General features: G+C 69.6%; 22 protein-coding genes and 1 tRNA gene. 8 read left to right on the forward strand and 15 right to left on the reverse strand.

Translation table 11 applies throughout. From position 1 onward, the window contains the following. Nucleotides 1-30: 30 nt before the first annotated feature. The 4 genes from E7T09_RS18760 to E7T09_RS18775 all read left to right on the forward strand — a co-directional run bounded on the left by E7T09_RS18760 (nucleotide 31) and on the right by E7T09_RS18775 (nucleotide 3,142). On the forward strand, nucleotides 31-591 hold the full coding sequence (locus tag E7T09_RS18760; RefSeq protein WP_136390716.1) for a DUF4126 domain-containing protein: 561 nt from the start codon (nucleotides 31-33) through the stop codon (nucleotides 589-591). A 277-nt stretch (nucleotides 592-868) separates the two neighbouring features. Beyond that, nucleotides 869-1,240, forward strand: coding sequence for a P-II family nitrogen regulator (locus E7T09_RS18765; protein WP_168734940.1), 372 nt, complete (start codon nucleotides 869-871; stop codon nucleotides 1,238-1,240). A 24-nt stretch (nucleotides 1,241-1,264) separates the two neighbouring features. Then, nucleotides 1,265-2,584 (forward strand): ammonium transporter, encoded by a 1,320-nt coding sequence (locus E7T09_RS18770; RefSeq protein ID WP_240741898.1) that lies wholly within the window; start codon nucleotides 1,265-1,267, stop codon nucleotides 2,582-2,584. Between the two features lie 177 nt (nucleotides 2,585-2,761). Continuing rightward, on the forward strand, nucleotides 2,762-3,142 hold the full coding sequence (locus E7T09_RS18775) for a P-II family nitrogen regulator (protein WP_136390717.1): 381 nt from the start codon (nucleotides 2,762-2,764) through the stop codon (nucleotides 3,140-3,142). Nucleotides 3,143-3,285: 143 nt separating this feature from the next. Here the strand turns inward: E7T09_RS18775 and E7T09_RS18780 are convergent, their stop codons facing one another. From E7T09_RS18780 to E7T09_RS18805, 6 genes are all read right to left on the reverse strand, one after another. Then, on the reverse strand, nucleotides 3,286-4,374 hold the full coding sequence (locus E7T09_RS18780) for a PP2C family serine/threonine-protein phosphatase (protein ID WP_136390718.1): 1,089 nt from the start codon (nucleotides 4,372-4,374) through the stop codon (nucleotides 3,286-3,288). A 229-nt stretch (nucleotides 4,375-4,603) separates the two neighbouring features. After that, on the reverse strand, nucleotides 4,604-5,149 hold the full coding sequence (locus E7T09_RS18785; RefSeq protein WP_168734941.1) for a DUF1684 domain-containing protein: 546 nt from the start codon (nucleotides 5,147-5,149) through the stop codon (nucleotides 4,604-4,606). Beyond that, nucleotides 5,146-5,349 (reverse strand): RNA-binding S4 domain-containing protein, encoded by a 204-nt coding sequence (locus E7T09_RS18790; protein WP_136390720.1) that lies wholly within the window; start codon nucleotides 5,347-5,349, stop codon nucleotides 5,146-5,148. Before E7T09_RS18790 ends, E7T09_RS18785 begins: the two co-directional genes overlap by 4 nt. A 45-nt stretch (nucleotides 5,350-5,394) precedes the next feature. Then, nucleotides 5,395-6,066, reverse strand: coding sequence for a hypothetical protein (locus E7T09_RS18795; protein ID WP_240741899.1), 672 nt, complete (start codon nucleotides 6,064-6,066; stop codon nucleotides 5,395-5,397). Then, nucleotides 6,063-6,566: a hypothetical protein gene (locus E7T09_RS18800; RefSeq protein ID WP_240741900.1), complete on the reverse strand. Its 504-nt coding sequence runs from the start codon at nucleotides 6,564-6,566 to the stop codon at nucleotides 6,063-6,065. The genes E7T09_RS18795 and E7T09_RS18800 overlap by 4 nt, the downstream gene beginning before the upstream one ends. Beyond that, a complete protein-coding gene (locus tag E7T09_RS18805) occupies nucleotides 6,563-7,519 on the reverse strand; it encodes an Ig domain-containing protein (protein ID WP_205747049.1) in 957 nt (318 codons plus the stop codon). Before E7T09_RS18805 ends, E7T09_RS18800 begins: the two co-directional genes overlap by 4 nt. A gap of 148 nt (nucleotides 7,520-7,667) precedes the next feature. On the opposite strand from E7T09_RS18805, the gene E7T09_RS18810 reads away from it, so the two are divergent. Continuing rightward, nucleotides 7,668-10,583 (forward strand): insulinase family protein, encoded by a 2,916-nt coding sequence (locus tag E7T09_RS18810; protein WP_136390722.1) that lies wholly within the window; start codon nucleotides 7,668-7,670, stop codon nucleotides 10,581-10,583. Nucleotides 10,584-10,614: 31 nt separating this feature from the next. On the opposite strand, the gene E7T09_RS18815 is transcribed toward E7T09_RS18810, so the two are convergent. The 5 genes from E7T09_RS18815 to lon form a co-directional block, all read right to left on the reverse strand. Next, nucleotides 10,615-10,962, reverse strand: coding sequence for a hypothetical protein (locus tag E7T09_RS18815; RefSeq protein ID WP_136390723.1), 348 nt, complete (start codon nucleotides 10,960-10,962; stop codon nucleotides 10,615-10,617). Continuing rightward, the gene (locus tag E7T09_RS18820) at nucleotides 10,959-11,831 is read right to left on the reverse strand and encodes a hypothetical protein (protein WP_136390724.1); all 873 of its coding nucleotides are present in this window, start codon (nucleotides 11,829-11,831) and stop codon (nucleotides 10,959-10,961) included. The genes E7T09_RS18815 and E7T09_RS18820 overlap by 4 nt, the downstream gene beginning before the upstream one ends. Nucleotides 11,832-11,920: 89 nt before the next feature. Beyond that, nucleotides 11,921-11,995 (reverse strand) — tRNA-Asn (locus tag E7T09_RS18825). Nucleotides 11,996-12,116: 121 nt separating this feature from the next. Further along, the gene (locus E7T09_RS18830; RefSeq protein ID WP_136390725.1) at nucleotides 12,117-12,644 is read right to left on the reverse strand and encodes a YqgE/AlgH family protein; all 528 of its coding nucleotides are present in this window, start codon (nucleotides 12,642-12,644) and stop codon (nucleotides 12,117-12,119) included. Nucleotides 12,645-12,730: 86 nt separating this feature from the next. After that, a complete protein-coding gene (lon, locus tag E7T09_RS18835; RefSeq protein ID WP_136390726.1) occupies nucleotides 12,731-15,181 on the reverse strand; it encodes an endopeptidase La in 2,451 nt (816 codons plus the stop codon). A gap of 259 nt (nucleotides 15,182-15,440) precedes the next feature. On the opposite strand from lon, the gene E7T09_RS18840 reads away from it, so the two are divergent. Further along, entirely contained in the window at nucleotides 15,441-16,508 is a 1,068-nt protein-coding gene (locus E7T09_RS18840) for an alpha/beta hydrolase (protein ID WP_136390727.1), read from the forward strand. 7 nt (nucleotides 16,509-16,515) lie between these two features. On the opposite strand, the gene E7T09_RS18845 is transcribed toward E7T09_RS18840, so the two are convergent. Beyond that, a complete protein-coding gene (locus E7T09_RS18845; RefSeq protein WP_136390728.1) occupies nucleotides 16,516-17,745 on the reverse strand; it encodes a cytochrome P450 in 1,230 nt (409 codons plus the stop codon). Between the two features lie 62 nt (nucleotides 17,746-17,807). Between E7T09_RS18845 and E7T09_RS18850 the strand changes: the two genes are divergently transcribed. Further along, a complete protein-coding gene (locus E7T09_RS18850; protein WP_136390729.1) occupies nucleotides 17,808-18,464 on the forward strand; it encodes a winged helix-turn-helix domain-containing protein in 657 nt (218 codons plus the stop codon). Here the strand turns inward: E7T09_RS18850 and hemW are convergent. The 3 genes from hemW to E7T09_RS18865 all read right to left on the reverse strand — a co-directional run bounded on the left by hemW (nucleotide 18,461) and on the right by E7T09_RS18865 (nucleotide 20,940). Beyond that, nucleotides 18,461-19,609 (reverse strand): radical SAM family heme chaperone HemW, encoded by a 1,149-nt coding sequence (gene hemW, locus E7T09_RS18855; RefSeq protein ID WP_136390730.1) that lies wholly within the window; start codon nucleotides 19,607-19,609, stop codon nucleotides 18,461-18,463. The two genes, E7T09_RS18850 and hemW, sit on opposite strands and share 4 nt — an antisense overlap. An 84-nt stretch (nucleotides 19,610-19,693) precedes the next feature. Further along, nucleotides 19,694-20,182 carry a hypothetical protein gene (locus E7T09_RS18860; protein WP_136390731.1) on the reverse strand — a complete coding sequence of 163 codons (489 nt, stop codon included), beginning with the start codon at nucleotides 20,180-20,182 and terminating at the stop codon, nucleotides 19,694-19,696. Nucleotides 20,183-20,199: 17 nt separating this feature from the next. Continuing rightward, nucleotides 20,200-20,940 (reverse strand): cyclopropane-fatty-acyl-phospholipid synthase family protein, encoded by a 741-nt coding sequence (locus tag E7T09_RS18865; RefSeq protein WP_136390732.1) that lies wholly within the window; start codon nucleotides 20,938-20,940, stop codon nucleotides 20,200-20,202. Nucleotides 20,941-21,018: 78 nt separating this feature from the next. On the opposite strand from E7T09_RS18865, the gene E7T09_RS18870 reads away from it, so the two are divergent. Next, nucleotides 21,019-21,489 (forward strand): hypothetical protein, encoded by a 471-nt coding sequence (locus tag E7T09_RS18870; RefSeq protein ID WP_136390733.1) that lies wholly within the window; start codon nucleotides 21,019-21,021, stop codon nucleotides 21,487-21,489. The last annotated feature ends 13 nt before the right edge of the window (nucleotides 21,490-21,502 follow it).

The raw sequence follows: 21,502 nt of genomic DNA on the forward strand, positions 1-21,502 counted from the left end.
CGGGGGGCCGGGCGGCGTACTGATGGTCGTATGGAACTTCTCTCCGGTCTGCTGTCCTCGCTGGGACTCTCGGGTGCGGCGGGCCTGAACGCCTTCATTCCGCTGCTGCTGGTGGGCCTGCTGAACCGCTTCGGGGTGATGCACCTCGCGCAGCCGTATGACCTGCTCAGCACGACCTGGGTGCTGGTGGGTGTGGGCGTGCTGGGCGCACTGGATTTCGTGGGCGACAAGATTCCCGGCGTGGATCACGTCCTGCACCTGGTGGGCGGCGTGGTGAATGCGGCGGCCGGCGCCATTCTGTTCGCGTCGCATACCGGAGTGGCGGACATCCCGCCGGCCCTGAGCATGGCGCTGGGGCTGATCGTGGCGGGGGGCGTGCATGCCACGCGCGCGGCGGTACGGCCGGTCGCCACCGCCACCACGGCGGGCCTGGGCAACCCGGTGGTGAGTACCGTCGAGGACGGCACGAGCCTGCTGCTCAGTGTGCTGGCGGTGTTCGCGCCCGTGCTGGCGGTGCTGGTGCTGGCGGCGGTCGTGGTGTTCGGGTACCGCATGTGGTCGCGGCTGGGGGGACGCCGCCGGGCGCTGTAGCGCCCTGAACGTCAGGGGTGGGGAGAGGCCAGCGCGGCTCTCCCTACCTCTTTTGCCAGCTCCTGTGGACACTGTGCCTACCTCTCTGTCACGTCCGCAGTGAACGGCTGTCGTGTTCCGGCCGTACGCCCTGCACCAGTCCAGTCATCTGCTGCATTTTGTCAAAAGAAACCTAGCCAAATGGTTGTCAGAGTTTTGACATCCTGCTCATCTGGCCCTAAGCTCGAGCCATGCAGGGATGCAACTACTGCAAATTGAACGAGCACAAGGAGACGCCATGAAGCTCATCACGGCAGTCATCAGGCCCGAACGCGTCCAGCAGGTCAAGGAAGCGCTGTTCCAGGCCGGTATCAGCGGCATCACCCTGTCGCGCGTCAGCGGGCACGGCGGCGAGCAGGAAGTCGTCGAGCACTACCGGGGCACGCGCGTCATGGTGGAATTCCACGACAAGGTCGAAGTCCGCATGGCGGTCAGTGAACCCTTCGTGCAGGCGGCCATCGACGCCATCGTGCGCGGGGCCCGCACCGGCGAGGTCGGCGACGGCAAGATCTTCGTGCAGACGCTCGACCGCGTGGTTCGCATCCGTACCGGCGAGCAGGACGCCGCCGCCCTGACGCCCGTCACCGAGACGCGTCTCACGCCCGCCTGACCGTGGGAAAGGAGCAGTGACCTGATGACCCCCCGATTCCCATCTGCCCGACCCCTTCTGCCCCTGGCCCTGCTGCTCGGCGGCGCGGCCTTCGCGCAGACCGCCACCCCCAAGATGGACAGCGGCGACACCGCCTGGATGCTCGCGTCAGCGGCCCTGGTGCTGCTCATGACGCCCGGCCTGGCCTTCTTCTACGGCGGCCTGAGCCGCACCCAGAGCGTACTGAACACCATGATGATGAGCGTCGTGTCGCTCGGCATCGTCACGATCGTCTGGATGGTCGCCGGGTACTCGATTGCCTTCGCCTCCGGCGGCAACGGCTTCTTCGGCCCGCTGGTGAACGCCGGGTTCAGCGGCATGGCCGGACAGCTCAGCGGCACCATTCCCGCCTACGTCTTCGCGGCCTTCCAGGCCATGTTCGCGATCATTGCCCTGGCCCTGGTGAGCGGCTCGGTCATCGAGCGCATGCGCTTCGGCGCCTTCGTGCTGTTCGGCACGCTGTGGAGCCTGCTGATCTACGCCCCGCTGGCCCACTGGGTCTGGAACGCCGACGGCTGGCTCTTCAAGCTGGGCGCCCTGGACTTCGCCGGTGGCACCGTGATCCACATCGCCGCCGGCGTCTCGGGCCTGGTCGCCGCGAGCGTGCTGGGTGCCCGCATCGGCTTCCCCAAGACCGCGCACGTGCCGCACAACGTGCCCTTCGTCCTGCTCGGCGCGGGCCTGCTGTGGTTCGGCTGGTTCGGCTTCAACGCTGGGAGTGCGCTGGCCGCCAACCAGTCCGCCGCCCTGGCCTTCATCACCACCCTGATCGCCACGGCCGCCGCGATGCTTACCTGGCTGGCGCTGGAAAGCGTCCGTTCCGGCAAGCCCACCGCCGTGGGGGCCGCCACCGGCATGGTCGTCGGGCTGGTCGCCATCACGCCCGCCTGCGGCTGGGTCAGCCCGATGGCGTCGATCGCCGTGGGTGCGCTGGGCGCCGCCGCGAGCTTCGCCGCCGTGCAGCTCAAGCAGCGCATGAAGGCCGATGACGCGCTCGACGTATTCGCCTGCCACGGGGTCGCCGGGATCGTCGGCGCGATCCTGACCGGAGCGTTCGCCTTCACGACCGGCTCCGGGAAGGCCTGGGGCACCCAGGTGCTCATCCAGATCGTGGGCGTGCTCGCCAGCATCATCTGGACCGGCGTGGGCACCTTCATCCTGCTGAAGCTGGTCGGACTGGTCATGCCGCTGCGCGTGCCCGCCAACCAGGAGATCGTGGGGATCGATGTCAGCGCCCACAGCGAACAGGGCTACTCCGACAGTGAAACCGGCCTGGGCGCCCCCGTCTTCGTCGGCGGTGACTGACCCCCGCACGCACCACCCGTAAACCAGAACCTCCACGTCCACCCGCCCCCGACTGCATCCCCGGGGGCGGGCTGTTGTCGTGTCTGGAAAATGTCTGGGAGGCGCTCCGGGGCGCAGGTGACCGCTCCGGGATCACGAATGGTTCGCAGTGCAACCCACACGGTGCATACTTTGACCATGAGACTGATCACCGCAGTGATCCGCCCCGAGCGGATTCCGCAGGTCAAGGAAGCGCTGTTCCAGGCCGGGGTCAGCGGGATTACCCTGTCGCGTGTCAGTGGGCATGGCGGTGAGCAGGAAATCATCGAACGCTACCGGGGCACGCAGGTGATGATCGAATTCCACGACAAGGTCGAGGTCATGATCGGGGTGAGTGAACCCTTCGTGCAGGTCACAATCGACGCGATCATGCGGGGGGCCCGCACTGGCGAGGTCGGAGATGGCAAGGTCTTCGTGCAGAACCTCGACCGCGTGATCCGCATCCGGACTGGCGAGGAGGACAGCGCCGCCCTGACCCCGGTCACCGAGAAGAAACTCATCCCAGAGGGCAGTTCTTAACGCGCAGCTGGTCTCGAGTGCTTACGGCTGCCGGCACCTCCAGCGGCGGCACCTGTGAATGAGAACCTCGATTTCGCCCTGTAGAACCTGTTCCTGCACGCTCCTGGCAGGAATCCCGCTCTACGCCCTCAACCGAAGTGAGCTCAGGATCTGGAATCAGGGGCTGGGCGGTCGGCGCTGGGGGCCGCCGAACTCGGGCTCCTGGATGCGGCACGGTTCAGCGACGCGGCCGGACGGTTGAGCACCGTGCCCGCCCGCCGTGCCATCCAGAGGCGCTGGCCGATCAGCACGATCACCAGCAGCGTCGTGCCGACCAGGCCCAGCAGGACGCGGTGTTCCGGAACCAGCATGACGCCCAGCAGGGTGAAGTACGCGATCATCAGCAGCAGGTAGGTGATCAGACTGTTGCCGCGCTGCGCGCTCAGCAGCACGTCGACGTAGGTGGGCCCCTCTTCCAGCCGCTGCGGCAGCGGGTAGGCGGGCACCCGCACGTCCCGGTGCACATCCACGACGACCGCCGTGATGTTGTCCGGGCCGCCCGCATCGTTCGCGGCATTGACCAGGGCCCGCGCGGTCTCCTCGGGCTCGGCGCGCCGGGACAGCATGTCCAGCAGTTGCTGGTCGAACACCACGCCGCTCAGGCCGTCGCTGCACAGCAGCAGGCGATCCCCGGATCTGACCGGGAAGCCGAACAGTTCCAGCCGGACGCGTTCCTCGCCGCCCAGGGCATTGCTGACCACGCTGCGCCACTGGTGGTCGCGCGCTTCCTGCTCGGTCATGTGGCCCAGGCGCACCTGCTCGGCCACCCAGGAATGGTCCTCGGTCAGGCGAAACAGTTCACCGCCCCGCAGCAGGTAGGCGCGGGAATCCCCCACGTGTGCGACCGTGACCGCGCCCCGGTCGACCAGGGCGGCCAGCAGTGTGGTGCCCATGCCCACATACTCCCCGACGGCGTGCCGGAGGACGGCCAGATTCGCGGCCTGCACGGCCTCGGCCAGCCGGATCGGTGGGGAGCTGCGGGCATCGAGGTAATGCTGGCTCAGGGCGTCCAGGGCGAGGTTCGCGGCCAGCTCTCCGGCCGCGTGCCCACCCATGCCGTCCGCCACGGCATACAGCCCGCCACGCGGCAGGTCGAGGGCCAGGGCTGCGTCCTGGTTTACCCCGCCCTGCCGCTGACGACCCACGTCTGTCAGAAGACCTGACGACATAGCAGGCGTCGCGGAGGCGCGCATGAAGCCAATATAAGTCACGCTCTCTTACAGCTCTCCACACCATCTGCACCTGATGCCGTGCTGGCCGGAAGCCGGGAAGCGAGTGCTTGGACGGCTCAATAGATCGACAGTCGCGTCCTGGGATCGGGTTCACTGGCTGGACGTGTGGCTGGTGTGGCGTGTGTGCAGGCGAGGAGGTGGAGAGGAGCACGAGTCGGTGGAATCCCAACGCTCTGACCGAACAGATTCGTTACGCGCCGTCCACTACCGCCGAACGCTCACCTGCGCGGATGGCCTGTGGCAGCCGGTTCTGCAGCGGCGGAAGGGGACACGTCCAGCCCTCTCCATACGCGCAGTACGGGTGGTAGGCCATGTTGAAATCCACGTCCACCAGGAGTTCGCCGTCCTGTTCGGTCAGGGGGGCGTCCAGGTAGCGTCCGGCCCCGTACGTCTCGGTACCGCTGGTTCCGTCCCGGAACGGCAGGAACACCCGCTGCGGATGCTCCTCACCCAGCGGCGCAAACACCGTCAGTGTGCGCTCGCCGTCAGGGAACGGCACCGTCACCGTGCCGAACGCGTTCATCTGGCGGGGCTCGCCGGTGTTCGTCTCAAGCGTGAACGGCACGGTGGAGTCCGGCGCGGCCTGGAGGGGCGCCTGGAAGGCCCACGCCTCGTCCGGCGGGTAATAGCTGAGCCCCGTGAACGCGTCTGGACGCACCGGCCCGCGCCCCGCCGCGAAATGCGCGTCCTTGCGCTGCCGGAAGTCCAGCACGGCCGCCTCGTAGGCGCCGCTCACCAGTCCACGCTCACACGCTGGCCCGCATATTCCACGATGTCGCCGCGCCGCAGCTTGCGCCGCCGTCGAGTCTCGACCTCGCCGTTCAGCCGCACCTCGCCGCCCTGCACCCGGAACTTCGCCTCACCGCCGGTCTCGACCAGTCCGGTCAGTTTCAGGAAATCCTGGAGGTCGATGGTGTCCGGATCGGCGCGCGTCATGCGGCCAGGGTAGCAGGCCGTCCGAACTCCGCACTGGAGCCGGGATCAGGGTTTGGAAGGCGTCGGGGGGGTCGGCGTGGTGGGCGTTGCCGCTGGCGTGGCCGGGGTCGCTGTGGCAGGCGTGGTGGTCGCGGGCGGGGTGCTGGCGGGCGCAGCGGCAGGCACCGGTTCCGGGGTATTCAGCTTGTACTGCGTGCTGAACAGCTTCAGGTCAGCATCGTCGATCCGCTGATCCTGGTTCAGGTCGCCGGGGAGCGCGCCCGTCTTGCCGTAGTTGCCCATCAGGATCGCCAGGTCGGCCAGGGTGATCTTGCCGTCGCCGTTCAGGTCAGCGCCGCTCAAGCGGGCGCGGGCGGCGTCGGGCGTCCACGCGCTCAGGCCCAGTTCCTTCGCCAGTTCGGCGCGCACAGCGTCGGCCAGGGGCAGGGGGCCCTGCGGGTTGAACTCGATCCGCCGTTCGCCCCCGACCGTCACGACCCGCGCGGCGACGTCCGGATTGAAAGGTGCGCCGCTGGTGCCGCTGCTCCCCAGGAACAGCAGCGGCCCAGCGCTGGTGTCCAGCGTGACCGGCAACTCCTTGGTATTCAGGGCCGCGATGGCCTCCTTCACGGCCTTCGTCAGCGTGTCGCCCTGCGGACGCAGCTTGATGGTGGCCGCCTGGGCCGCGCCTAGCAGCGTGACCGCCAGCAGCAGGCCCGCGCATCTGAGGCGTTTCATTTGGCCGCCCGCGCCGCACGGATCGCGTCACGCAGCGCGCCCAGCTCCGTGATGTCCTTCCCGGCGCTGTCCTTGAGGCCCGAGACCTTCCCCCCCGTGACCGGGTACAGGCCCTGGTTGAAGCCCACCAGGGGGCTGTCCAGGCGGCGGGCGTACAGCAGCACGACCACCTCCTGTCCGGCGCTCAGGGTCGGCAGGTCGGCCAGTCCCTGGAGCACGTACAGCGCCGGTCGGCCCTGCGACTGCGGCAGGCTGCCGGCGTCGCCCGCCAGGGTCTCGGCGACGGTCAGCGGATAGACCGCGTAGACGATGCCGCCCTCTGTAACGGTCGTGGCCGTGCCCAGTGTGGCGCGCACGATGACGTCCGCCTTCTTCGCCTGCTGGACGAAGGTCAGCGGTGGCGCGGTCGTCGCGTCCGCTCCCGGCACGGTCATCAGGCCCAGCGTCAGGGTGCCCACGGTCAGGGCGCGCAGGCCCAGGGTGCGCGGCGCAGCCCTCACGGCGTGTCTCCGCTGCCGTCCGAGGGGGGCGGCGTGGGATCGGGCGGATTCATGGGTGGCGTGGTCGGATCGGTGGTGGGTTCCGTGTCGGGCGTGCCCGTCGGCTCCGTGGTCGCCGGCGTGGTGGTATCCGGCGTGGCGGGCGTCGAGGGTGCTGGTGTCGTGCTGCTGGGCGTCGGAGTTGAGGGCGTGGCGTCGGGAGTGGCACTGGCTGGGCTGGGCGTGGCGTTCGGGGCGCCCACCAGTGCGCCGTCTGCTCCGCGCGCCTCGACCGACAGTTTGCTGGCGTTCAGGGTGACGGCCTTGGCGGGCTTCACGCTGATCAGCGCGATGCGTGTGCCGGTGCGCGGCACCTTGCGGAACCCGATGTCCAGCAGCAGCGTCTGGCCCTCCTGCCGCCAGAACAGCAGGCCGCCCGAGTCCGCGTTCTGCACGCGGGTGACCTGCACGTTCGCCGGCAGTTCCCACGACAGGTGGGCGGCCCGTGCGCCCCGCGGCGCGGTGATCGTCAGGGGAATGCGCGTCTCGCCCCGGATCTCGCCGCTGGGCAGGCCAGGCGTGATCGCCAGGGGCGGCAGTTCCTGCACGTTCAGGGTGTACTCGCTGGCCTTGGTGCTCAGCGTGGAGTCCGAGGCCTCCAGCGTGAAGGTATAGGTGCCCGCCTTGGTGGGCTGCCCGGACAGCGTGCGCTGCGAGGCGTCCAGTTTCACGCCCGGCGGCAGGCTGCCTGCCGCGAGCCGCAGCGAGTACGGCCCAACCCCGCCGGCCACCGCCAGGGTCGCGGTGTACGGCTCGTTCAGGTAGATGGGCGGCAGGCCGCCGGCACTGTCGGCGAAGTACAGGGCGTCCTTGCCGCTGGTGGTCGAACCCGTGGTCGTCTGACCGCAGGACACCAGGGCGGCGCCCAGCAGCAGGGCCAGCGCCGCGCGGCGCGGGGAGGGCAGGGGAACCATGCCCCGCAGTGTACGCGGCGGCGGGTGCGTGCCCGGTGAGGACGGCATGATGTTCCGCAGGTGCGCTGGCAGACGGGGCATCGGGCGTGTCCAGCACAGTGCGCCCGCCGGCACGCTTCACGCCGGGTGCCTGCACTAGACTTCCGGGATGACCACCACCACCTCCGCCGCCCTACCCCGCGTCGGTGACCGCCTGGGCCGGTACACCGTCCAGCGTCTGGACGCCCTGCCCGAAATGCAGGGCACACTGATCCTCCTCACGCACGAGCTGGGCGCCCGGCACGCGCACGTCGTGCGGGACGACGACAACAGCGCCTTCGGCGTGACCTTCCCCACCGTGCCCAGGGATTCCACGGGCGTGGCCCACATCCTGGAGCACATCGTCCTGATGGGCAGCCAGCAGTACCCGGTGAGCGATCCCTTCTTCGCCATGCTGCCGCGGTCGCTGAACACCTTCATGAACGCCATGACCAGCAACGACTGGACGACCTACCCCTTTGCCACGCGCAACGAGCAGGACTACTTCAACCTGCTCTCGGTGTACCTGGACGCGACCTTCTTCCCGCTGATGCGCTACGAGTCCTTCCGGCAGGACGGGCACCGCTTCGAGTTCGAGACGCCGGACGACCCGACCAGCCCGCTGAAACTCCAGGGTGTCGTGTACAACGAGATGAAGGGAGCCATGGCCGCCCCCGGCGCCGTGATGTGGCGGGCCTTCGGCAAGGCCCTGTACCCGGATCTGACGTACGCGAACAACTCCGGCGGCAGCCCGCAGGACATCCCGAACCTGACCTACGAGGGCCTGCGCGCCTTCCACGCGGCGCACTATCACCCCAGCAACGCCTTTTTCTATACCTACGGCAAACTGCCCCTGGAGCGCATCCTGGCCGAGATCGAAGCCCACGTCATGGCGCACTTCACGCGGCACGAGCTGGACGTCAGCATCCCGGATCAGGCGGCCTTCGCGCAGCCGCGCCAGGAGACGGTCACGTACCCCGGTTCGGACGTGGAACGCGGCGCGCAGGTCAGCGTGGCGTGGAAGCTCGGCCGCAGCAACGATGCCGACGCGAACCTGCGCTGGAGCGTGCTGAGCGACGTGCTGCTCGGCAATGCCGCCGCCCCCCTGACCCGCCCGCTGATCGAATCCGGCCTGGGCGCGGGCCTGGCCGACCTCAGCGGCTACCGAGATTCCTTCCGCGAGGGGGCCTTCGCCGCCGGACTCAAGGGCCTCCCGGCCGGGAAGGCGCCGGACGTGGAGACGCTGGTGCTGGACACCCTGCGCGAGATCGCCGAACGGGGCATCGACCCCGCGCTCATCGAGAGCAGCCTGCACCAGTTCGAGATCGCGCAGAAGGAGGTCAGCAACGCCGGGTATCCGTACGGCCTGCAGGTCATGTTCCGCCTGCTCGGTCCATGGCTGTACGGCGGCGATCCCGTCACCGGCCTGCGCCTCGAGACCGAGCTGGGGCACCTGCGCGCCGATCTCGCCCAGGGACGGGTGTTCGAGCCCATGATCGAGCGCGAGCTGTTGAACAACCCCCACCGCGTCACGCTGGAACTCGCGCCGGATCCGCAGCTGGCCGAGCGCACCGAGGCCGACGAGCAGGCCCTGGTCACGCGCCTGAGCGCCGACTTCACCGACGAAGACCGGAGTCGGATCGTCGCGGAGAGCCTGCGCCTCAAGGAACTCCAGGCGCAGGAGAGCGATCCGGATGTTCTGCCCACCCTGGCGCTCTCGGACGTGCCGCCCCAGGTTCCGCGCGTGGCCTACACGCAGGATCAGGCCGGTCGGGCCACCGTGGCTCGCGTGCCGCAGCCGACCGGCGGCCTGTCGTACCTGGATGTGCAGGTTCGGTTGCCAGACGTGCCCTCAGACCTGCTGGACACCCTGCCCCTGTACGCCTTCGCGGTCACGCGCGGCGGCGCGGCCGGCGACGACTACGTGGCCCTGGCCCGGCGCATCGAGGCCGTGACCGGCGGGATCAGTGCCAGCGTGGGCGTGGGCACCCGCCCGGACGACCTCAGTGGGCTGCGCCTGAGCGTGACCTTCAGCGGCAAGGCCCTGGCGCGCAACGCGCCGGCCCTGGTGGACGTCCTGCGGGACGTGATCGCCACGCCCGTGTTCACGCGTGAACGCCTGGAACAGCTGCTCAAGCAGCGCCTGGCCGGCCTGAAGGCCAGCATCCTGCAGGGGGGCAGCGCCTACGCCGAACGCCTCGCAGCGGCGCAGGTCAGTCCGGCGGGTGCGATCACCGAGCACTTCAGCGGCCTCTCCGCCCTGGCTTCCCTGAAAGGGATCGTCGAGGACGGCGGCCTGGACGCCCTGCTCGACCGCCTGAACCGCGTACACGCCCTGCTGCTGACCGGCACGCCCGTGCTGTGCCTCACCGCCACCGAGAGCGACCTGACGCTCGATCTCAGGCCCATCACGGCGGCCTTCACCGGAGACGCGCCGGTCGGGGCTCCTCACCCAGAGAGCGCGCCGCACCGCCCGCAGGCGCGCACCACGGACTCCCCGGTGGCGTTCAACGCCGTGGCCTTCCGTACCGTGCCGTACACGCATGCCGACAGCCCCGCTCTGCTGGTGCTCTCACGCCTGCTGCGTAGCGGATACCTGCTCAAGGAGATCCGCGAGAAGGGCGGCGCGTACGGCGGCGGCGCTGGCTTCGACACCCGCGAGGGCGTGTTCACCATGAGTTCCTACCGCGACCCGAACGTGAAGCGCACCTTCGAGGTCTTCCGGGACGCCCGCACGTTCTTGGACACCGAGCTGGGCGTGCGGGAGCTGACCGAGGCGATCCTCTCGGCCAGCAAACTCCTCGATCCGCTGACCAGTCCGGACACCATCGGCCGCATGCGCTTCTTCGGCGACCAGGCCGGGTACACGCCCGAGGTGCAGGACGCCTACAAGGCCCGCCTGCTGGCCGTCACGCTGGAGGATCTGCGGCGCGTCATGGCCACCTACCTCACCCCGGAGCGCGCCGCCTACGCCCTGGTGACCGGACAGGATCCCAACGAGGACGTTCGCGAACTGGGCCTGACCTTCGACGTCCAGGCCCTCTGACCGCCGGGCGCTGACCAGCCGGGCCGCGCTCCTACGGGGTGCGGCCCGCTGCCGTGGGGGCGGGCGGACTCTGCAGGGGAACCGTCAGTTGCCCCGTCTTCCAGTTCAGCCGCGCCGTGCGGCCCACGTGCGCCCAGAATTCCTGCGGGGTGGCGCCCGGCACGTCATAGCGCAGGTACAGGTAGCCGCGCTGCGTCTCATCGAGTCCCACGTTTACTTCCGCGCGGCTGGGCGTGGCCCCCTTCAGCGTCGCGAACTCCGGGGTTGCCTCGATCTGGGCCGCCGCCGCCGCGTACAGCTGCTCCTGCCGCTCGGTGGGTTCAGCGCCGGCCGCGCTGGCGGGCACCAGGGCCAGGGGCGGCCGGGCCGGGGCGCTCACCGCGCCCCCCGGTACCCGGCCGCCTCGGCCGAGGGGCCGTCCGGGAAGCACGCGACCGCGCGCGTGGCCGCGTAATTCGCGTCCCCCAGCGGCAGGTGGTAGATGCCGGTGCGGCTTACCTTCACCGGAGCCAGAGCCGGGCAGCCCCCCTGCGCGTCCGGTGGCGTGGGCTCCGTGGACACTGGAGCCGATTCGGCTGGCTCCGCTGACGGCGGCACCATGTCCGGCTCCGAATCGGGCGCGAAGGACGGATCGGCTGGCAGCGGCGGCGCGGCGACCGGCAAGCCCGGCAGGATCGGCACGTTCAGGGTCGGGTGCTCGGTGTCCGGCGTCGCGCCCGGCGGCAGGGTCGGCACATGCGTAGGCGGAATCACCGGCTGGTTCGGGTGGCGGCCCGGTTTCGCACCGCCCGGCAGCGGCCCCACGTACTTCACGTACGCCTCCTCCCAGTTGCTCGCAATCGCCTGCTGCGCCTCCGGAAAACTCAGCTTCCCCGCACACGCCAGATCGTGCAGGCGGTTCTCCAGCGCGTCCTTCACGTGCGCGTTCAGGGGCTCGGTCAGGTACGACTGTGGCCACAGGTTCCGCAGGCTGTTCGAGCCGCCCAGTTCCAGGCTGATCAGGTGATCGACTTCGTACTCGCCCGGCGCGCGCGAATGGACGCCGTATTCGCGGTACACCTGCTCCTTGAGGGCCTGCGGAACGTTCCGCACGGTCTTCGTGTAGCCCGGCTTGCAGATCACCGCCGCGTCCGTGGTGAGCACGTCGCCCGGCGTCAGGGCCGGATCCGGCTGCATCGGGGCCATGGCGGAACCTGCCAGTGCGCCCGAACAGCTCAGCACCAGCAGGGGCCGCCACCAGGAAGTCATCTCCACAGCCTGCACCAAGTCGCTCGCACGGACATGAAAGCAGGAAGGCCAAAATGAACCCCCCACCGCAGGGTGAGGGGGTTCAGGTCTGGCTCGGCAGGCTGGGGTCGAACCAGCGACCATTCGATTAACAGTCGAACGCTCTGCCACTGAGCTACTGCCGAATACCGCGCCGGACGATTTTGACGTCGTGGACGCATGGCACGTCGCGCCGTTTCCGGTGCAGGAGGGATAGTACCACGCTCCCCAGGAGCACGCAAGACCCGCACATGGGCCACGGCGTGCTCAGGCCTGAGCGCCACCCGGCATGATCGTGCCCGGCGTGACCCCCAGCCGTTTCAGGGCCTCTGCCCACTGCTGCTCGGGTGGCACGTCCCACAGCAGTTCCGGCGTGTCCTGCTCCACCCACACCCATGCCCCCTCACGCGCCTCCTCGGTCAACTGGCCTGCCCCCCACCCGGCGTAGCCGAGCACCAGCCGGTACGGCTGCCCGCTGTTCATCACGGCGCGCAGCACCTCCAGGCTGGAACTCACCATCAGTCCGTCCACCACGTGCACTTCGCCGTCCAGGCCCATCGGATCGCGGTACAGGCACCACCCGAGCGTCGGATCGACCGGGCCGCCCAGCCACCCGGGCTGCTCCTGACCCGGCGTGTCCGCCATCAACTCGGACACACTCTGGGGCAACGGCGCGTTCACGATCAGGCCCATGGCTCCCTTCGTGTCGTGCTCCAGTAGCAGAATCACGGTGCCCTCGAACACCCCGCCGTGCAGGTGAGGACTGGCAACCAGGAACGTGATCGGCCCGCTCATGCCGCCCAGGATAGCGGGCAGGATGCCGCGCAGAAAGCGACCCCCGCCGTGAAAGCAGGGGTCGCTCGGGAATGGGGCGTGATCGCCTACGCGCTCGCACCCGCGCCGCGCCGTCCGGTGCGGCGTTTCGTGGGGGGTACCGCCACGCTGCCGTCACGCGGGGTTTCGAGCGCCTTCAGGCCGCCGACCAGGGCGACGTTCAGCACCTCGTCCACGGTCTCGCAGGGGTGGAAGGTCATGCTGGCGCGCAGGTGCGCGGGGATGTCGCGGATGTCGCCCTCGTTCGCCTTGGGCAGGATGATGTGCTTGATGCCGGCCCGGCGGGCGCCCAGCACCTTCTCCTTCAGGCCGCCGATGGGCAGGTAGCGACCGGTCAGGGTCATCTCGCCGGTCATGGCGACGTCGTGGCGGGCCGGGATGCCGCTCAGGGCACTGATCAGGCTGGTGACCATCGCGCCGCCCGCGCTGGGGCCTTCCTTGGGGATCGCGCCGGCCGGGACGTGCACGTGGATCTCGCTGTCGTCCACGCGGGCCTTGTCGATGTGGAAGCGTTCGGCGTTCGCCTTGATGTACGTCAGGGCGGCGCGGGCTGATTCCTTCATGACGTCCCCGAGCTGGCCGGTGAGCACCAGGCCCTTGCCGGGGCTGATCGAGGTCTCGACGAACAGGATGTCCCCGCCCACCGGCGTGTAGAACATGCCGGTGCTCACGCCCACCATGTCGTCCTTGTTCTCGGTCTCGGGGCTGTGGCGCGACTGGCCCAGGTAGCGGTCGAGTTCCTTGTCGGTGACCTTCACGCGCTTGACCTCGCCGGTGGCGATGCGCCGGGCGACCTTGCGGGCGACCGTGCCGATCTCGCGCTCCAGGTTGCGCACGCCGGCCTCGCGGGTGTAGTGCGAGATCAGTTTCTCGAGCGTGGCGTCGGTGAAGGTGATCTGGTTGGGCTTCAGGCCGTTCGCGGTGAGCTGGCGGGGCATCAGGTAGCGCTTGGCGATCTCCAGTTTCTCCTGCTCGATGTAGGAGTTGAACTCGATGACTTCCATGCGATCCATCAGGGCCGGGGGGATCTGCTCGGGGTAGTTCGCGGTGGCGATGAACATGACCTCGGACAGGTCGAAGGCGACGCCCAGGTAGTGGTCGGTGAAGTTCTGGTTCTGCGCCGGGTCGAGCACTTCCAGCAGCGCGGCACTGGGATCGCCCTGGTAGCTGGAACCCAGCTTGTCCACCTCGTCGAGCAGGATCACGGGGTTCTTGGTGCCGGCGGTGCGCAGGCCCTGCACCAGTCGGCCGGGCATCGCGCCGATGTAGGTGCGGCGGTGGCCACGGATGTCCGACTCGTCGCGCGCGCCGCCCAGGGCGATCCGGACGTACTTGCGGCCCAGCGCCTTGGCGATGCTCTGCGCGATGCTGGTCTTGCCGACCCCAGGAGGGCCGGTGAACACCAGGATCGAGCCCTTGTTGACGTCCTCGGCGCTCAGTTCACCGCGTTCGGCGCGTTCCTTGCGCAGGCGGCGCACGGCCAGGAATTCCAGCACGCGATCTTTGACCTTGTCCAGGCCGTAATGGTCGTCGTCGAGCACCTGCGCAGCCTCGGTCACGTCGAGCTGATCCTCGCTGCGGGTGTTCCAGGGCAGCTCGGTGATCCACGTCAGGTAGGTGCGGATCACGCTGGCCTCGGCCGCGTCGGGGTGCATGCGGGCCAGGCGGTTGACCTCGCGGTCCACTTCCTTCTTGATGTCGGGCTTGAGATCCAGGGCCTCGATCTTGGTGCGGAACTGCTCGGCCTCGTCGCCGTCCTCACCGTCCTCACCGCCCTGGAGTTCCTTCTGGATGACCTTCATCTGCTCGCGCAGGTAGTACTCGCGCTGGTTCTTGTCGATCTCTTCCTTGACCTGGGCGCGGATCTTGGCCTGCACGGCCTGCACTTCCTGCTCGGTGTCCAGCAGCGTCAGCAGCTTGCGGATGCGCGCAGTGACGTTCGAGGCTTCCAGCAGCGCCTGCTTGTCCTCCAGCTTGAAGTCCAGGTTGAAGGCGATGTGGTCGGCCATCTCGCCAATCTCGTCCTTGCCGTTGATGGTCTGCACGGCCTCGGCGTTCAGCTTACCGCCCGAGGCGATGACCTCGAATTTTTCCTTCAGTTCGCGGCTCAGCGCCTGGAGTTCCACGGCCTTGTCGGGCGTGGCGGGCAGCGGGGTGATGTCGGCGCGCAGGTACTCGTCGCGGGTGTAGTGGGTGGCCTTCACGCGGGCCACGGCCGACACGAGCATCTGCACGGTGCCGTCCGGGTTCTTGCGCACGCGCAGGACGTTGCACGCGGTGCCGATGTCGTACAGGTCGCTGCCGGTGGGGTCGTCGACGTCCTTGTCGCGCTGGGAGACGATCAGGATGACTTTCTCGCCCGCCAGGGCGGCCTCGATGGCGCCGATGGACAGCGCGCGGCTGGCATCGATGTGCTGAACCATCGTGGGGTAGATCACGCTGCCACGCACCGGGCAGACGGGGACATTCTTGGGAAGGGTGATGGTTTCGGTGGGCATTGCGGACTCCTTTCGCCCAGGCGGTGCTCTGGTCGGATTCCCGCCCTGTGAAACAGGGACTACCAGGAAACTTGAGTGCGACTATATCAAGTCTGGGCAGGGAAGGCAAATGTTCGACTCGCTGCGCCAGATGGCCTACAACCCGTGTATCACGAGAAAAGTCTACGCCTCTGACCTGACAGCAACCTCACGCAACCTGATCAAGCATTCACGGACTCGCCCACCGCGGTCGACACTGACCCGCGCGATACTGCACGCCATGCCCCGCCTCCACGTCCGGCTGACCCGCCTGCCCGCCCTCAGCCCGCCCGGCACCCTGTTCCTGACCGGCGACCACCGCCGCTGGAGCAGCGACCCCGCCGGCTGGACGTTCGACGCGGCCGGAACGCTCGACGCCGACCTGCCGGACGGCACCCTGCTGATGCTCAAGGTGCGCCACGTCGCCCCGGACGGCCGCGTCACGGAGGAAGGCGACGCGTGGGGAGGCCGCGCGCCCGCCCACAAGGTGACCGTGCAGGGCGACACCGACGTTACCCTGGACATCGCCGGTTGGCAGGACGACCGGCAGGGCCGGAGCCGCCCCGCCCGCAGCTTCTCCCCGACCGGGGAGCTGACCCTGGCTGCGCCGTGGGGAGAGCAGACCGTGCGCCTGTGGGAACCCGCGGGCGCGTCCGGCGTGCTGCCGCTGCTGATCCTCCACGACGGCCAGAACGTGTTCGACGAGGCGCCCAGCTTTGCCGGGGACACCTGGGACGCCGCCCGCGCCGCGCAGGGGCTCGCGCAGGCCGGTCACGCCCTCCGGATCGCGGCCCTGCCCGTGAACGACGAACGCAGCCGCCGCTACGTCCCGTTCCCCTTCGAGATGAATGCCTTCGCTCCCGGCGCCGACGGGTATCTTGACTGGCTCCGGGACATCCTGCGCCCCGCGCTGGCCGCCCAGTGGGGCGACACGCCACCCGCGCAGACCGCGCTGGCCGGTTCCTCCTTCGGCGGCCTGATCACCCTGTACGCCGGCCTACGCGACCCGGACGCCTACGGCACCCTGGGTGTGTTCAGCCCCGCGATCTGGCCCTCCGACTTCGAGCTGCTGCGCTGGATGGAGAACCGCGCGGCCCCGCACGCCCGCGTGTGGCTCGACATGGGCGACCACGAGGCCGCCAGCCTCCAGGGTGCGGCCGATGTGGTGCAGCTCACCCATGACCTCGCCTCCCGCCTGCAGCCGAAGGTGCGAGAAGTCCGCCTCCACATCGGCCACGGCCACTGGCACGACGAGGCCGCGTGGCGCGCGCGATTTCCGGAGTTCCTGCGGTGGTGGCTGGGCGCCTGACCGGCCCCTAGGCCAGCGCGACGTTCAGGCGGCGCACGCCGCGCAGCACGGGGTTGGGCTTGAAGGGCGGATCGGTGTCCGTGACCCGCAGGTCTGGAAAGCGCGTGGCGAGGGCGGCAAAGGTCTCGCTGATCTCCAGCCGCGCGAGGCTGGCGCCCAGGCAGTAGTGCGGCCCCGCCGCGAAGGCGAGGTGGCGGGCGCTGTTCGGCCGCTCCCAGTCGATCCGGTTCGGATCAGGAAAGACGTCCGGATCGCGGTTCGCCGCGCCCAGCATGAGCTGCGCGAAACTGCCGGCCGGGAGGATCACGCCGCCGACGGTCGTCTCGGCCGCCAGCCCCCGCCCGTCGAACTGCACGGGCGACACGACGCGCAGCAGTTCGTCCGCCACGTTCGGGTCCCGGGGGGTGGCGACCAGGGCCGCCCACGCCTGCGGCTGCCGGGACAGTTCCAGCAGGCCGCCGGGAATCAGGTTGCTGGTCGTCTCATGCCCGGCCGTCAGGAGCAGCACCGCGTTCGACAGCAGCTCGTCGCCGCTCAGGCGCTCGCCACCGTCCTGCACCGCCGCCAGCGCCGACAGCAGACCCGGCTGGGGACGCGCCCGCAGCTCGTCGGCGAGGTCCTTGAAGAAGGTGCGCATCTCGCGGGCGTCCGCGTCGATGCGGGCCATCAGTTCCGGCGAGTTCTCCGCGCCCGCCAGCATGTCGGCCACGCTCTGCGACCAGCGCACGAACCGCGCCTCGTCGTCGCCGTGCAGGCCCAGCATGCCCATGATCACGCGCGCCGGCAGCGGGTTCGACAGCCCCGACACGATGTCCCCGCCGCCCCGCGCCGCGAGGTTGTCCAGCAGCCCCGACAGGAGCGAGCGCACCAGATCCCGCTGCTCCTCGACGACCCTTGGCGTGAAGGCCGCGCTGACCAGTCCGCGCAGCCGCTGGTGCGACATGCCGTTGTGGAACAGCATCATCGACCGCAGCAGCTGGACACCCTCCGACGCGGGCGCGTCCTCGGGCGGCATGCCCGAGCCGCTCATGGCCGACGGCGAGCGCAGCACCGACGAGCAGGGCGCGTGGCCGGTGATGAACGTTCCCTGCCACTCCGGGTGAACCACGTGCAGCGCCCCGCCCGTCCCCAGCGCCCGCACGCGCTCGTAGGCGGGGTACGGGTTCGGGAGGGCCTCGGGCTGCCACAGCGCGGTGATGGCCGCCTGCACGTCGGTCATGGGCTCGGAAAGCGTCATGCCCCAGCGTGCGCCCGTCACTACTCGACGGCCAAGCCCGCGTGTCGAGTAGCGTGGTGGCCATGCCCGGCCCCTGGCAACGCGTCACCGATCCCGCCGCCGTGAAGCTGTTCATGGAGGCGTCCATGATGGTCACGCTCGAACACCTGATGCTGGGCGAGCACAGCGCCTCGCACCTGGCCCGCCTGCTGCACGCTCCGCTGAACGCCGTGCACCACCGCCTGCGCCGCCTCGTGGCCGCCGGACTCGCCTACGAGAGCCGCGTTGAGGCCCGGCGGGGACGGCCCATCCGGCACTACCGCGCCACCTCGGACGCATACCTCGTTCCGTACGACGCCACCCCACTGACCTCGGTGGAAGACCTCGTGGGCCTGCACGAGACTGGCTTCGCCCGCCGCTTCCTGCACGCCGTGGTCGAGGCCGGACGCAGCCTGGTCGTGAACGAACGCGACATCGGCCTGCGCGTGTTCCGCGACGGCGACGCGGTCAGCGTGGACATCACTCCCCGCGCGGGCGAATTCACCCTCGACGAATTCCTGGCCCCGGACTCCCCGGTGCTGCTGCTGAACTGGGGCGAACTGCGCCTGACCCGCGAGGACGCCAAGGCCATGCAGCGCGAACTGCACGCCCTGCACGCCCGCTACGCCGCCCGGCACGGCCCGGAACGCTACCTCTTCCGCCTGGGCCTCACGCGCGACCGGCCCGACGACGCGGGCTAACCGAGCCCGTCCACGTCCAGGAAGTCGGTCACCACGCGGTTCAGCACCCACCATCCCTGAGGTGTCGCCCGCAGGTGGTTGCCGTCCAGCACCAGCAGCCCGCGCGAGACGTTCGCCTCGATGGGCGCCGCATACGCCGCCCGCACGTCCAGGCCACTGCGCCGCGACAGGTCGGCCAGATCGAGGCCCGTGTTCAGCCGCAGGCCCATGAACAGCGCGTCCGTCACGAACTCCGGCGCGTCGATCGCCTCGACTTCTCCCGCTTCTCCCGCCAGCCACTCGTGCAGGTGCGGATTCGTACGCCGCACGGTCAGGATGCCGTCCGCCTCCGGGAACGCCGGATAATGTCCTGCGGCCCCCGGTCCCACCCCCAGATAGGTGCGCCCCTGCCAGTACGCGAGGTTATGCCGCGACTGCTGTCCTTCCAGCGCGTAATTGCTGATCTCGTACCGCGTGAAGCCCCGCGAGGTCAGCACCTCCTCCGTGCGCTCGAAGCCACGCCGCTCGTCGTCGTCCTGCACGGTCACGCCCCGGCGCGCGAACTCGGTGCCGGGCTCGATGGTCAGCGTGTACGCGCTCACGTGACCCACCCCCAGTTCCACGAGGCCGTGAATGTCGCTGTCCAGCGGTTGCCCAGGCACGGCGGTGATCAGGTCGCCGCTCACCCGGAAGCCGGTGCGCACCAGCGTGCCCACGGCCTCGCGGGCCTGCTGCGCGTCGTGCTGGCGGCCCAGAAACGTCAGCGTGGCATCGTCCAGACTCTGCACGCCCACGCTCGCGCGATCCAGGCCCAGGTCACGCCACAGCGCCGCGCGCTCCACGCTGACCGTGCCGGGATTCACTTCCAGCGTGTTCTCGATCCGGCCCCAGCCCAGGTGCTTCTGCACGCTGCCTACCAGCGCCGACAGTTCCGCGTCGCGCAGGAAACTGGGCGTGCCGCCGCCCAGATACACCGTGTCCAGCGCGACGTCGTACAGGTCGGCCAGCCGAGCGGCCTCCTCCTCCAGCTTCGCCAGATACCGTTCCACCAGCCCGGCCCGGCGCGTCAGCACGTGAAAATCGCAGTACGGGCAGATGCTCGGGCAGAACGGCACGTGCACGTACAGGTGCCGCACCACGGGATCAAGGTCAGGAGCCGGACTCACGCGCGGAAGTCTACGCGCCGCGCCCCCGGGACAAGGGGAGAGGGATTGCGTTGGAGCGGGGCAGCCCCCAGCCCGATCCGGCCGTCACCGTCCGTGGGGCGTGCGATCCATCCAGGCTTCCAGCGCGGCGCGCACGTTGTCGGGCATGGTTACGACCACGGGCAGTTCCAGAGAGGCCACCGCACTCGCCGCCGCGCACTCACCCGCCCCATCACACGTCGTCCCTGCGCCCGTCCAGGCGGGGAAGGTGCCACCCTCCTGGTATTCCACTCCGCCCGCATCGTCCACCAGCCGGTGCGGAACGCTCAGGGCGGGGCCACGCGAGAGCGGTTCCGGCGCCACCACCAGCACCCCGTGCGGCCCCGTGTCCCGCAACGCCCAGAGCAGCGGCGTGAGGCCGTCGTGCACGACCAGGATCACGCGGCCCTTGCCATCCACGCCCTCCACCTGCTCCGCGAGCGATCCGGCCAGATCGGGCGGCGCGGCCACCAGCCACACGTGACCGCCGGTGCGACCCTCGAACTCCGCGCAGGCGCTGCCATACACGTCGGACCACGTTCGGGTGTGCTGCATCGCCACCAGCATAGCGGTCAGGTGGCCGCTTCCCGCGCGACCCAGATGGCCCAGTTCAGGTGCGCCCGCTCGAACCGGAAGTACCGCTCACGCCCTGCACGGACGTTCTCCAGCACCTCCGCGCGGTCTGGATGGTTCGGGTGAGCCACGGCCCAGCGGCGCGTGGCGTTCCACATCAGCGTGGAGTAGTGATCCCAGTCGTCCGTGCTGGCCGCGACGAAGCCCACCACCTCCAGGCCCGCGGCTGTGAACTGTGCGTATCTGGCGTCCAGGGTGGGCAGGTCACTCCAGCCGGCGTCGGTCAGCGCCTCATCGATCGGGGAACCCTGCCGGTAGACATCCCCGATCACGAGGCTGCCCCCGGATCGCACATGGAGCCGCATCCAGGCCAGGGATTCCGGGAAGCCGCCCAGCGCGAAGGTCGCCCCGATACATGTCACCACGTCGTATCCGCGCGCGTCGGGGGTGAAGTCCAGCGCCGGGCCCTCCACGAAGGTCAGGTCTGCGCGGCCGGCTTTCGGCGCCCGCCACCGCGCTTCCTGCACGAACGCCGGATTCAGTTCCAGGCCCGTGCCGCGAATGCCCCACGTCTGCGCCCACTGCCGCAGCAGCGCACCCTTGCCGCTGCCCACGTCCAGCACGTCCGCCCCAGCCTTCACGCCCGCGTAGCCGGCCACGCGCGCTAGTTTCTCCGGGCTGACCGGATTCAGAATGTCCCGTTCCTGCTCCACGATGCTGAAAAACTCCAGGAAGTCCACGCCCCACCGTACGGGTCACGGCCGTGGGGGACATCGGCCACATCACCTACCGCCCCGATGGGGCAGACTCGGGTCATCATGGCCGACACGGAACCACACCAGCTGGACGCCCTGCGCGACGAGGCGCAGACCACCCTCACGCCCGACGTGCGCGCGTACCTTGACCGCATGGCCGACGAGCACGCCACCCTGCTCAGCGGTTCCAGCTGGGCCGCCGGCGCGGAGGACACCCTGCGCACGGCCATCGGCATGGAACGCAAGGCGCAGATGGAAATGCGGATCGGCCTGGGCGCCGATGCCGACGTCCTGCCCCTGCGCAAGACCAAAGCCCTGGCCGACATGACGCTGGCCGAACTGCGGGTGGAGGCGCGCGAGAACCGCGTCATGACCCTGCGCGTCCTCGATCTGCTGCTCGACGCAGGAACCCGCCGCCCCGTGCGCGCGTGGACACTCGGCGAGGAAGTCCCGCCCGAGGTGTACATCCTCAGCCTCCGCAACCGCCTCCAGCGGCTGGGCGACAGCGTGTCGGCGCAGCAGCGCGACGCCTGATCCTCAGTCCGTG

The sequence above is a fragment of the Deinococcus sp. KSM4-11 genome (genome assembly GCF_004801415.1).
In the GTDB taxonomy this organism is placed as follows: Bacteria; Deinococcota; Deinococci; order Deinococcales; family Deinococcaceae; genus Deinococcus.